We start from the raw sequence: 12,502 nt of genomic DNA, 5'->3' as shown, positions 1-12,502 counted from the left end.
GCACTAACCAACACTAAAAGGTTAGCACGTCAGCGCTGGGGCAGTGGCTCGCGGCAATGTGGCCAAACCACTTTTCGCCACACCCGGTCGCACTCGCTATCGCGCCCCTGCAGCCATTGTGACAATGCCAGTCAGCCAAGCTTATCTAAAATACACTGAATTACCGCGGCCAGCGGCTTACCTGCACTCACCCTGCAAGGCTGCGCCGCCCAGGATCATCTAGCGAGAGACATCATGGGTACAGATCTGATCATACAGGCCGGACGCCGCACCATTGCCATGGAAACGGCGGCCGTAGCCGCTCTGGAATCCCGCATTGGCGACGACTTCCAAAAGGCCTGCGAATTGATCATGGCCTGCAAAGGCCGCGTGATCGTCTCCGGGATGGGAAAATCCGGCCATATCGGCCGCAAGATTGCGGCCACCCTGGCCAGCACTGGCACGCCGAGCTTTTTTGTACACCCGGGGGAAGCCAGCCACGGGGATCTGGGAATGATCACGCGCCAGGATCTGGTGATTGCGATCTCCAACTCCGGCTCCTCTGCCGAAGTGCTCACCCTTCTGCCGCTACTCAAGCGCCTGGGCATTCCTATGATCAGCATGACCGGCAAGCCGGACTCTCCCCTGTCCCAGTCCGCGGATGTGAATCTAGATATCGCGGTGGACACCGAGGCCTGCCCGCTGAACCTGGCCCCCACCTCCTCCACCACGGTCACCCTGGTGATGGGCGACGCCCTGGCAGTGGCGCTACTGGAGGCACGCGGGTTCACCGCAGAGGATTTTGCCTTTTCCCACCCGGGCGGCGCCCTTGGGCGCCAATTACTGCTGAAAGTAGAAGATGTAATGCACGCCGGTGACGAGCTTCCGCAAGTGACACCGGAAACGCCACTCGCCACAGCCCTACTGGAAATGACCAGTAAAGGCTTCGGTATGACTACAGTGGTCGACGGCCAGGGCCAGTTGCTTGGGGTATTCACCGACGGCGACCTGCGCCGGGTCATCGACCAGCAGTTTGAGCTGGACAGCGCCACCATGGCCCAGGTCATGAGCCGCCGACCAAAAACCGTAAGTGCCCAGACCCTGGCGGCTGAAGCACTGCGTATTATGGAAGACAACAAGATTACCGCACTGGTGGTTGAGGATCCCGCACACCACCCCATCGGCCTGCTGCATATGCACGATATACTGCGCGCTGGTGTAATCTGACACACTGAATTACGAAGGAAGCTACCCTTGAGCCAAGTGAACGCCGCCAACAATGCCCGGAATATCGACGACAAACTGAGCCGAGTGCGTCACCTGATCCTTGATGTCGACGGTGTACTCACCGATGGCCGACTGTACTTCGACAATCACGGCAATGAGCTGAAAACGTTTCACACCTTGGATGGCCACGGCATCAAAATGCTCCAGCAATCCGGCGTGGCGGTCGCCATCATTACCGGGCGGCGCAGCGCGCTGGTTGAAAAGCGAGCCAGCGACCTGGGGATCACCCGGCTGATCCAGGGGCGCGAAGACAAGTACATCGCATTCAAGGAGCTGTTCGCGAACGAGCCTTACGATATGGAAAACATCGCCTATATGGGCGACGACTACCCGGATCTACAACTGATGACCCGCGTCGGCTGCCCAATCGCGGTTCCCAATGCTGCGCCGCCGGTTGCCGAGCGCGCGCTGTTCACCACCGAGCGCAGTGGCGGCCGCGGCGCTGTGCGCGAAGTGTGCGACCGCATCATGCAGGCCCAGGGCACATTTGAAGCGGCACTGGCACCCTATCTGGCAACATCCAACTGAACCAAGCGCTGGCAACGGCAACTAAACGATAGCGAACTCACAGCCCGGCCCGACTCAAAGGCAAAAGGATAGACACAACGAATGCGCAGCTGGCTACCACTGGTGATTGTGGTCATGCTGATTTCCCTGGGACTCTGGTTTACCGAGAGCCCACCGGAGCAGCTGATGGGGAAGCGCCCCACCCAACAGGAACACAACAAGGCCGCGGACCTGATCATCCGGGGCGCCCGCACGCGCCACTACAATATCGAGGGCACCCTTGCCTACAAAGTGGATGCCGAGCGCGTGACCTTTTTCCAGTTCGCTCGCCGCGACCGCGCCGACCTTACCGAGCCGCGCATGATGTTCTATCAGGGAGAAGACTCCCACTGGCGCACCGAATCCCGCACCGGCGTAGCCTTCAACAACGGGCAACGGGTGGTGCTGCAGGGCGATGTGTCTATCAAGGAGTTGCCGGAACCCGGCATTACCCTGCGCACCCCCAGAATCGAAATCAGGCCGCGGGAAGAATTCGCCGAAACAGACAAAGTTGTTACCATTACCGACGGCCCCAACCACACCACCGGCACGGGCCTGCGCGCCGATCTGAAACAAGATAACGTTGAAATTCTGTCCGATGTGGAAAGCCGCTATGAACTCCGTTGACGCCCCCCGCCGACTCGCCGCTGTGGCACTGGCGGCCATCTTTGCACTGACAGGCCTTCAGGCGCTGGCCCTGCCTGGCGACCGCGAGCAACCGGTAAAAGTATCTGCCGACAACCTCAAAGCCAACCGCAGTAAAAACCTGTCTGTATACAGCGGCAATGTGGTCATCTCGCAAGGCTCCCTGCAAATCCGCGCGGACCGCGTCGAAGTCCACGGCAACAGCAAGGGCGAAATCAACAAGGTGGTGGCCACCGGCACACCCGCGCATTTTCAACAGCAGGTGAAAGAGAGCACCAGCCCGGTCAAGGCGCGAGCCAAACGCATCGAATTTCTGGTCAGCAGCGACGCGCTGGAGCTCACTGGCGAAGCCTTCGTCGACCGCGACGGCAACACCCTGTCCGCCGAGCGCATTGATTACGACCTCGGCAGCGAACAGATGCAGGCCCAGGGCCAATCGGAGAAAAAGCGGGTGGAGATGATCTGGAAACCCGAATCACAACCAGAGTCAGAAACAGCACCACAACCCGACTCGCAGTAAGCGCGCAACCCCCCCCACGCGCCGCGGCCAGGTCGGACGCCAGAGCAACACACGAAAAGAACTCAGCCAGCCGAGGTTACCGCGGCTAGCCCACCAGATACCGGAATTTGCCATGCCGACGCTCAAAGCGTTACATCTCGCCAAGCAGTATAAGAAGCGCAAAGTCGTTCAGGATGTATCCGTGAGCGTATCCAGCGGCCAGGTGGTCGGCCTGCTGGGCCCCAACGGCGCCGGTAAAACCACCTGTTTCTACATGATCGCGGGCCTGGTGCAGGCAGACGCCGGACGGGTGATGATCGACAGCGAAGACATTACCGGGCTCTCCATGCACGGCCGCGCCCGCAAGGGAATTGGCTACCTGCCCCAGGAGGCCTCGGTGTTCCGCCGCCTGTCAGTCGCCGACAACATCCTCGCCATCCTGGAAACCCGCAAAGACCTCAATCGCACCCAGCGTAAAGAACAGCTGGAGGCGCTGCTGGAAGAGTTCCACATCACCCATATCCGCGACAGCCTGGGCATGGCCCTGTCCGGCGGTGAACGCCGGCGTGTGGAGATCGCACGCGCCCTCGCCACCAACCCCGCCTTTGTCCTGCTCGATGAACCCTTCGCCGGCGTAGACCCGATTTCGGTCAACGACATCAAGCAGATCATCCGCCACCTGCGGGACCGCGGCATCGGCGTGCTGATCACCGACCACAATGTGCGCGAAACCCTGGATATCTGTGAGACCGCTTTTATCGTCAGCGAGGGCCACATCATTGCCTCCGGCAACCCCCGGGACGTAGCCGAAAACAAACAGGTGAAAGATGTGTATCTGGGACACGAGTTCACCATTTAAGCGATTTTGCACACTTTCATCTGCCCAGCTCGCAATTGATTAGGCCGTTTTTATCCACAAACACCCTGTGACCGGATTCTCAAAATTTTCCGGCACACTTATTGCTTAACCGCCCCCTTGTGTTCCGGATTTCCCCGGGGTAGTCTGCAGGAAATGAGCTTTACGCCGCCGCAGCAAGCATCAAATCTTCTGCAGCGGGCCAACGCCAGAATTTTCTGCCGGCACCCCCTTTATGAAGCAGTCACTCCAGTTAAAACTCGGCACACAGCTGACGATGACACCGCAGCTGCAGCAGGCAATTCGTCTGCTGCAATTGTCGACGCTGGATCTGCAGCAGGAAATCCAGTCTGCGCTCGACAGCAACCCCCTGCTGGAATCCGACTTCGACGAGCACGCCGGTGAGACACATCACGACCAGAACACCCCAGCCAAATCCGAAGGCCAGGAGCGGGAAGCCGCCGAGCGCGAGAGTGCCCGCGAGACCCAGAACGACGCCACGGCCAATGCCGACGGTGACTGGAACAGCGAAATCCCCGACGACCTGCCCGTAGACACCCGCTGGGACGACATCTATACCAGTGGCAGCTACAGCGGCGGTGAGGGCGAAGAGTACGCACTGGAGCAGCGCAACGCGGCCTCAGAGAGCCTGCAGGATCATCTGCGCTGGCAACTGAATCTGACCGGCCTCACCGACGTCGACAAGCTGATCGGCGAAGCCCTGATCGATGCCATCGCTCCCAACGGTTTTCTCGACGCGGATCTGGACGAGATGGCGGCCGCTTTTGAGGTGGAGAGCGACGAAGTACAGGCGGTATTGAAGACCATCCAGCAGCTGGAGCCCGCCGGCTGCGGTGCCCGCGACCTGCGCGAGAGCCTGCTGCTGCAACTGCGCCAGTTACCGGAGCACACCCCCTGGATTGACCAGGCGCTACTGGTCGTCAGCGAGCATCTCGATCTACTCGGCAAGCGCGATTTCCGCCAGCTGAGCCGCCGCACCCGCCTCAACGAGACCCAGCTCGGCGACGTCATGCGGCTGATCCAGACCCTCACCCCCTATCCCGGCGAAGCGTTTGGCGGCGAGGAGCCCCAGTACGTGGTGCCCGACGTGATCGTGAGCCGCAAAGAGCACCGCTGGGTAGTGGAACTGAACCCTGAGACCACCCCCAAACTACGCATCAATGACACCTACGCAGCGTTGATCAAGCGCGCCGATAATTCCAGCCAGAACAACTACCTGCGCGACAACCTGCAGGAGGCGCGCTGGTTCCTGAAAAGCCTGCAGAGCCGCCACGAGACCCTGCTCAAAGTCGCCAGCAGCATCGTAGAGAAACAGCAGGGCTTTTTCGAACTGGGCCCGGAAGCCATGAAACCCATGGTGCTGGCCAATATTGCCGAAAATATCGGCATGCACGAATCCACCATTTCGCGGGTAACCACCCAGAAGTACATGCTCACCCCACGCGGTGTGTTCGAGCTCAAATACTTCTTTTCCAGCCATGTGAGCACCGACTCCGGCGAAGATGCCTCCTCCACCGCCATCCGCGCCCTGATCCGCAAGCTGGTCGACGCCGAGCAGCCGCGCAAGCCACTCTCCGACAACAAGATCACTCAGGAGCTGGACTCCCAGGGTATCAAGGTGGCGCGGCGGACCGTCGCCAAATACCGAGAATCCATGGGTATCCCCTCCTCCAGCGAGCGAAAGCGACTGGTCTAGCCGGTAGGGTCACAATCGCCGGTTACCTCACCCCCGTGCGGTCACTTTCTGCGCAACCAATGGCCAGTCATCGAGTGTATCCTTCCATTCTGGCGCACTTCCTAGTAGGGTGCCGCCCTGTGCGGGGGTGCAGCCAGATTGTGTTGCACCCGATGAGGAGAAATCCATGCAGATTAACATCAGTGGCCACCATGTAGACCTTACTCCGGCCATGCGCGATTACTGCCTGACCAAACTGGACAAGCTCTCCCGCCACAATGACCTGATCACCAACGCCCAGGTCATTCTGTCCGTCGACAAACTCATCCAGAAAGCCGAGGCACGGGTTCACGTGAACGGCAACAAGGATATCTTTGCCGATTCGGAATCTGAGGACATGTACGCAGCGATTGATTCGCTGAGTGACAAACTCGACCGGCAACTGCTGAAACACAAAGAGAAGTTACGCAGTCACCGCTAGTCGTAACACAACCCGGTTACCGGCTGGCCTGTACCGCTAGATCATCAGTAAGTTATGACATTGGAAGCATTACTCTCTCCCCGCCTGAGCCTTTGCCACCTGGCGGGGAGCAGCAAGAAAAAGCTGTTACTCAATATCGCCCAGGCGATTTCAGAACAACACCCCGAACTGGATTCCGATACCGTATTCAACCAGCTGGTCGCCCGGGAACGCCTGGGCTCCACCGGGATTGGCGAAGGTGTTGCCATCCCCCACTGCCGCCTGCCCGGCTGTGAGCGCCCCATCGGTGTTCTGTGTACAACGTCCCCCGCCGTAGACTTTGACGCTATTGACCGCCAGCCCGTGGACCTGCTGTTCGCCCTGTTGGTCCCCGAGGATTCCGACCAGGAACACCTGGATACCCTCGCGGAAATTGCCGCCCTGTTCAGCGACAGCCGTGTGCGCGAAAAACTGCGCGCAGCGACCACCAGCGACGAGCTCTACGCACTGGCCATCAACAGCGCTGCCGCGGCATAATAGCTGGCGCCTGCGCTGGCACCCTCCCTCCGGAGCCCAGCCCGGCTCACGTTAGCCAATCCGGCGGCACACTGCCCCGGATACCGCAAGGAGTGCTTGTTTTATGCGACTGGTCATAATCAGCGGCCGTTCGGGCTCCGGCAAAAGCTCCGCCCTGCAACTGCTGGAAGATGTTGGCTTCAACTGCATCGACAATCTCCCGGCGAGCCTGCTGCCAGAGTTAATCCGCCGGGTAGCGGAGCAGCCCGCCGAGGAAAACACCCAGCTGGCACTCGGCATCGATGCCCGCAACCTGTGGCACGACGTGCGCCAGGCTCCTCAGGTCATCAACGATCTGCGCGACAGCGGTATAGACTGCGACGTCATCTATCTGGATGCACGCTCCCCCATATTGGTACAACGCTTCAGCGAAACCCGCCGCAAGCACCCGCTCAGTGACAGCCACACCCACCTGCTGGAAGCCCTCAATCGCGAGAAAGAACTGCTCGCGCCTCTCGCGTCCATGGCCGACCTGGTGATCGACACCAGCAGCCTCAGCCTGCACCAGTTGCGCGACCAGATGAAATCCCGGGTAGTGGGCAAAGATTCGCCGGGCATGGCGATCCTGTTCCAGTCCTTCGGGTTCAAACACGGCGTCCCGGTAGATGCGGATCTGGTGTTCGACCTGCGCTGCCTGCCCAACCCCTACTGGATAGCGGAGTTGCGCAACAAAACTGGTATGGACCCGGAAGTGGCGGAGTTTCTGCGCTCACACCAGGAAACCCAAGACATGGAGCGGGACATCACCCATTTCCTGGAGCGCTGGCTGCCCTCTTACCAACAGAGCAACCGCAGCTACACCTCCGTCTCCATCGGCTGTACCGGCGGTCGTCACCGCTCTGTGTATATGGTCGAGCAGCTGGCCAAAACCTTCGCCAGCCAGTTCGAAAATATCCAGATCCGCCACCGCGAGCAGCAGAAGTAAGACCGGCCCAGGCACAGCAGCCCCAGAAAGCCAGCCCATAAAAACAACGAGAACATCGACAGAACACTACCCATGCAGAAAAGCCGCATCACCATCATCAATAAGCTCGGCCTCCACGCCCGCGCCGCCAGCAAATTTGCCCAGACCAGTGCGCGCTTCTCATCCGAAGTGAAAGTGCACTGCCAGGGCAAGGCGGTGGACGGTAAAAGTGTGATGGCGTTGATGCTGCTTGCCGCCGGCAAGGGTGTGGAGCTGGAACTGGAAATCTGCGGCCGCGACGAAGACGCCGCGCACGAAGCCATCTGTCTGCTGATCAATGACTACTTTGGCGAGGGCGAGTAGTCAGGCTATAGAGCCGCCCGTTCATTTTTTGCCGCTATAATGCCGGCACTCGCCGCCACCTCGAAGATCAGGAATCCCTGTGCCCAAACCCGTCAACGCCGACATCAATTTCCGTGCGCAGAATCAGCTCGGTGAGCTGTACGCCGCGCTGGATAGCGGCACCGGACGCGAAGTCCAGCGCATGCTGGCATCCCTCTCCCCGCCGAGTATTGCCCAGCTGCTGGAAAGCTCCCCGCCGCGTATCCGCCAGGTGTTGTGGAAGCTGATCGATCGCGAAGTAGAGGGCGAAGTTCTGCAGGAACTGCCCGACGAGGTCCAGGCGCAGATCCTCTCCACCATGGACACCGAAGAAATGGTGGCGGTGATGGAAGGGCTGGATGCGGACGATGTGGCAGACATCCTGCAGCAGCTGCCGGAACGGGTCATGGGGGAAGTACTGTCCGCCATGAGCGAGCGCGATCGCCAGCGGGTAGAGAGCGTCCTCGCCTACGACGAGGAAACCGCCGGTGGCCTGATGGATACGGAAATCGTATCTGTGCGCCCCAACCTGCATCTGGACGTGGTGCTGCGCTACCTGCGCCGCCACGAGCAACTGCCGGAATCCACCGACAACCTGTTTGTAGTGAACCGCAAGGATCGGTTTATCGGCCTGTTGCCGCTCACCAAACTACTCACCACCGACCCCTCCGTCACCGTGCGCGAGATTATGGTCACCGACGTGGAACCCATTCCCGCGGACATGCCCGATGACGAGGTCGCGCGTCTGTTTGCCAAATACGACTGGGTAACCGCACCGGTAGTGGACGAACACAAGCGCCTGCTGGGACGTATCACCATCGACGATGTGGTGGACGTGATCCGGGAAGATGCGGACCACTCACTCATGAGCCTCGCCGGCCTGGACGAGGAGGAAGACACCTTCGCCACCGTGCGACGCACCGCCCCGCGCCGCGCAATCTGGCTCGGGATCAACCTGCTCACCGCACTACTGGCATCCTGGGTCATCAACCTGTTCCAGGGCACCATCGACAAGGTGGTGGCACTGGCGGTCTTGATGCCGATTGTTGCCAGCATGGGCGGTGTGGCCGGTAGCCAGACGCTGACCGTGGTGATTCGCGGTATGGCATTGGGCCAGGTGGGCCGCAGTAACCTTGGCTGGCTGCTTTCACGGGAGCTTGGCAGCGGCGCGCTGAACGCGATTTTGTGGTCGGCCGTGATGGGCGCTATCGCCGCACTCTGGTTTGGGGATCCGCGTATTGGCTGGATTATCATTGCCGCCATGGTCATCAACCTGATTACCGCGGCACTCGCCGGCGCCATCCTGCCGGTGGCACTGCGGGCAATGCGCATCGACCCGGCACTGGCGGGCGGCGTAGCCCTGACGACGGTCACAGACGTGGTGGGCTTTATGTCCTTCCTCGGCCTGGCGACGATATTTTTTGCCTGATTTATTATTCACCCGCGACTCAGCGTGAAGCGTAATTTTTGAGATTTTCTATGCACAATTCTGACGACCGCAATTCCGACAGCAATGATCCTTACAACGCGTTTGACGATGAGGATTTGCCCAAAAGCAAAACCCAGATCAAAGAAGAGATGCACCGGCTGCAGGAGCTTGGCAAACAGCTGACCGAGCTGAATGCCACCAAGCTTGCGGATGTGCCGATGGATGCAGTGCTGACCGAAGCCATTGAAACCATGCACCGGATCAAGTCCCGGGAAGCCCGCCGCAGGCAACTGCAGTACATCGGCAAGCTGATGCGCAAAGCGGACGTGGAGGCGATTGAAGCCGTGCTGGAAAAACACAAGGAGCAGGACCACCTGCACCTGCGCTTTGACCGCATGGCGGAAGATTGGCGAACGCGCCTGCTAGAACACGGCAAAGATGCCCAGAGCGCATTTTTCAATGAATACCCGGGCGCAGATCATCAGCAATTACGCACTCTGATCCGCGAATCCAATAAAGAAATCGCCAATAAAAAAGCCCCGACAAACCAGCGAAAATTATTTCGCTATTTGCGGGACTTCTTTATGCAGGAAGATTGAGCGCGACCTCAACCGGGGCAGGTTTCAGCCGCCGATGACTTTCCCGGCTCGTCCCCTTCCTTCGCCAACGGCTTGATCAATACCAGCAGCAGCGGTAACAGGGTCAGAGAGCCCAGCAGTGCCGCCGACATGGCGAGTGCGGTCAACAGCCCGAAGTAAATCGACGGCACAAACTTGGACAGGGCCAGAATCGAGAAACCGGCGATAATGGTGATTGCGGTATAGAACATGGCGCGGCCGATAGTGGCGTGGCTGCGATGCATGGTCGCCACGTAGTCACCGTCTTTGGCAAACTCCTCGCGGAACCGGTACAGATAGTGGATCGCGTGGTCCACGCCAATCCCCACGGTAATCGCCGCGATGGTAATGGTCATCATATCCAGCGGGATATTGGCCAGCCCCATGCCACCCAGCACCACACAAGCAGCCAGCATATTCGGCACCAGTGCAATCACCGCCAGTGAAAGAGAGCGGAACAACACCAGGAACATCAGCAGGATTCCCGCAAATACCGCACCCAATGTCAGAATCTGGGATTTAAACAGGCTCTGCAGCATATTGTTGTACAGCACCAGCATCCCGGTCTGACGAATATTTTCCGGCGCGATACCCATATCCGTTTCCGCAAAGGTATAGATACGACGGATCAGCTCATCCCGGCTCAGGTCCGGGTCGGTTTCCATCACCCGCATGGTGATACGCACTTCCTGCTGCTGCGGAGACCAGTAGGGATTTACCAACACCTGATTGATCTCCTCCGGCAGGCTCTGGCGGGCCACCGCCAACTCAAAATCGTTGAGGCCACCATCGTTCAGATCCTGAGCCACCTTGTACAGGGTGGCGAGCGACTGCACCTTGCCGATTTCCGGTTGCGCCTCGAGGAAGTCATGCAGCCGCTCGATCTGATTCAGGCCGGCAACAGTAAACCAGTAGGCGTCTGGAGCCTGGCTGTCGCTGCCGCTGGCGAACGGGTCATCCGCCGCGAATGGGTCTTCTGCGGCAAATGGATCCGACTCAGCAAATGAATCGGCATCTTCGCCTTCTGCGCTCTCACTACTGCCGAACTCATCCCCACCAAAGTCCGCCGCAAATGGGTCCTCCTCACCTTCGAACACCGCCTCCGTCTGCTCCGGTTTACTCAGCACCACGTCCAGGTTGATGGTGCCACCGAGGCGCTGATCGATGACCAGCATGCCCTGATAAATTTCGGTGGAATCATCGAAATAATCGATAAATCGGTTTTCCACTTTCAGCTGACTAATGCCCACCGCACTGATCAATGCCGCCACCACAGCAACGCCCAGTACCACGCCCTTGTGGTGTTCCGCAAAGCGAGAAAACACCTGGGTGAATGCGTGCGAATTATCAGCACCCTGCCCGGCATCGCGCTTTTTAAGCAGCATCAGACTGGCGGGCAGAATCAGGAACGACAGCACCAGTGCCACGGTAACACCCATGGTCATCATCCAGCCGAAATCGATCACCGGGCGGATACCACTGACCACCAGCGAGATAAACGCCACCATGGTGGTGAGCCCGGTGTAGAGACAGGGCTTGGCCATGAACGACACGGTGGCGGATGCCAGCTGGAAGCGGCTCCACTCCGGATGTTCGGCGAAATATTCCCGGTAGCGCACCGCCAGGTGGATGGTGATGGCGAGAGTGATGATCAGCAGCAACGCAACAAAGTTTGCCGAGATAACCGTCAGGCGCCAGTCCATCCAGGACAGCAACCCCAGCATCATCACCGCGGTGGTGACACAGGTCACCAGCGGCAACAATACCCAGCGCGGCTGACGAAAGATCAGCAGCAGGGTAATGACAATAAACGCCAGGATACCCGCGCCGAACACCATTAGATCGCTCTGGATAAACGCGATCATATCCGAGGTGATCATGGTGAGGCCGCCCAGGAACAGTTCGGCGTTGTCGTTGTAGTGGGTGAGGATTCCGCGGACTTCATCTACCCGATCGCGCGCCGCCGCTTCCTGTGCGGTGCGATGCTTCAGGTATTCTGCCGATACGGCTTCCAGCCGCTGAGCTTCCTCGGTATTCAGGCCTTCATTGTTGCGCTGACGGCGCAGGCCATCGCGTTCGCGCACCAGATCGAGCCCTTTCTTGTCCAGCTCGAGATTGAGCATCATGGCTGTGGTTTCGCCATCGGGGCTCAGGATCAGTTCCTTATAGATGGGGCTTTCAAGGAATTCCTGGCGCGCCAGGTCCTTATCTACACCGGGGCTGGACAGGGTACGGATGCCGTCGGCCACTTCGGTAATGGACAGCTTCGGACTGTACAGCAACGGGACATTGAGAATTGACTGCACCCCGGTAACCCCGTCCACCAACGACAGCTCGTCCTGAAGACGACGCATTGTGGCCAGGGATTCATCGCTGAACAGGTCGCCGTCCTTGTAGCGGTAGGTCACCACCAGGAAATCACCGGAGTTGTAACGCTCGGAAACCTCGCGGAAAAAGTCCAGCGAATCGTCGGTCTCCAGAGTAAGGGAGTCCGCGGAGGCATCCAGTTTGAACTTCGGCAGGCCCGCGGCGGCGGCCAGGGTGAGCAGAGCCACCAGCGCCAACACGGTTTTCGGGTGTCCGAGCACCAGCTTCTCGTACCAGGTCTTCAAGCCCAACAACATAAT

13 protein-coding genes are annotated in these 12,502 nt (G+C 59.3%); 12 read left to right on the top strand and 1 reads right to left on the bottom strand.

Features of this window, described 5'->3' with window-relative positions; translation table 11 throughout:
* The first annotated feature begins 231 nt into the window (after positions 1-231).
* From Q1A74_RS00180 to yjgA, 12 genes are all read left to right on the top strand, one after another.
* Positions 232-1,206 carry a KpsF/GutQ family sugar-phosphate isomerase gene (locus Q1A74_RS00180; protein ID WP_367275361.1) on the top strand — a complete coding sequence of 325 codons (975 nt, stop codon included), beginning with the start codon at positions 232-234 and terminating at the stop codon, positions 1,204-1,206.
* A gap of 36 nt (positions 1,207-1,242) precedes the next feature.
* Entirely contained in the window at positions 1,243-1,794 is a 552-nt protein-coding gene (locus Q1A74_RS00175; RefSeq protein WP_299593791.1) for an HAD family hydrolase, read from the top strand.
* 81 nt (positions 1,795-1,875) lie between these two features.
* Positions 1,876-2,439 carry an LPS export ABC transporter periplasmic protein LptC gene (lptC, locus tag Q1A74_RS00170; protein ID WP_299591225.1) on the top strand — a complete coding sequence of 188 codons (564 nt, stop codon included), beginning with the start codon at positions 1,876-1,878 and terminating at the stop codon, positions 2,437-2,439.
* Positions 2,426-2,977 carry a lipopolysaccharide transport periplasmic protein LptA gene (gene lptA / locus Q1A74_RS00165; RefSeq protein ID WP_299591223.1) on the top strand — a complete coding sequence of 184 codons (552 nt, stop codon included), beginning with the start codon at positions 2,426-2,428 and terminating at the stop codon, positions 2,975-2,977. Before lptC ends, lptA begins: the two co-directional genes overlap by 14 nt.
* A 112-nt stretch (positions 2,978-3,089) precedes the next feature.
* Positions 3,090-3,815, top strand: a complete 726-nt coding sequence (gene lptB, locus Q1A74_RS00160) for an LPS export ABC transporter ATP-binding protein (RefSeq protein ID WP_299591221.1) — start codon at positions 3,090-3,092, stop codon at positions 3,813-3,815.
* A gap of 232 nt (positions 3,816-4,047) precedes the next feature.
* Entirely contained in the window at positions 4,048-5,529 is a 1,482-nt protein-coding gene (locus tag Q1A74_RS00155) for an RNA polymerase factor sigma-54 (RefSeq protein WP_299591218.1), read from the top strand.
* Between the two features lie 166 nt (positions 5,530-5,695).
* Complete coding sequence (gene raiA / locus Q1A74_RS00150; protein ID WP_299591216.1) at positions 5,696-5,989, top strand: ribosome-associated translation inhibitor RaiA; 294 nt, start codon at positions 5,696-5,698, stop codon at positions 5,987-5,989.
* 54 nt (positions 5,990-6,043) lie between these two features.
* Entirely contained in the window at positions 6,044-6,505 is a 462-nt protein-coding gene (ptsN, locus tag Q1A74_RS00145) for a PTS IIA-like nitrogen regulatory protein PtsN (protein WP_299591214.1), read from the top strand.
* Between the two features lie 103 nt (positions 6,506-6,608).
* Positions 6,609-7,469 carry an RNase adapter RapZ gene (gene rapZ / locus Q1A74_RS00140; protein WP_299591212.1) on the top strand — a complete coding sequence of 287 codons (861 nt, stop codon included), beginning with the start codon at positions 6,609-6,611 and terminating at the stop codon, positions 7,467-7,469.
* 72 nt (positions 7,470-7,541) lie between these two features.
* Positions 7,542-7,811 carry an HPr family phosphocarrier protein gene (locus Q1A74_RS00135; protein ID WP_299591210.1) on the top strand — a complete coding sequence of 90 codons (270 nt, stop codon included), beginning with the start codon at positions 7,542-7,544 and terminating at the stop codon, positions 7,809-7,811.
* A gap of 79 nt (positions 7,812-7,890) precedes the next feature.
* Complete coding sequence (mgtE, locus tag Q1A74_RS00130) at positions 7,891-9,258, top strand: magnesium transporter (RefSeq protein ID WP_299591208.1); 1,368 nt, start codon at positions 7,891-7,893, stop codon at positions 9,256-9,258.
* Positions 9,259-9,308: 50 nt separating this feature from the next.
* Positions 9,309-9,857: a ribosome biogenesis factor YjgA gene (yjgA, locus tag Q1A74_RS00125; protein ID WP_299591206.1), complete on the top strand. Its 549-nt coding sequence runs from the start codon at positions 9,309-9,311 to the stop codon at positions 9,855-9,857.
* A gap of 8 nt (positions 9,858-9,865) precedes the next feature.
* On the opposite strand, the gene Q1A74_RS00120 is transcribed toward yjgA, so the two are convergent.
* On the bottom strand, positions 9,866-12,499 hold the full coding sequence (locus Q1A74_RS00120; RefSeq protein WP_299591204.1) for an MMPL family transporter: 2,634 nt from the start codon (positions 12,497-12,499) through the stop codon (positions 9,866-9,868).
* Positions 12,500-12,502 lie beyond the last annotated feature (3 nt).

This window comes from uncultured Microbulbifer sp. (assembly GCF_947504145.1).
Taxonomy (GTDB): Bacteria; Pseudomonadota; Gammaproteobacteria; order Pseudomonadales; family Cellvibrionaceae; genus Microbulbifer.
Note: the sequence above shows the minus strand (reverse complement) of the source record. Positions and strands in the feature narration are given on the sequence as shown.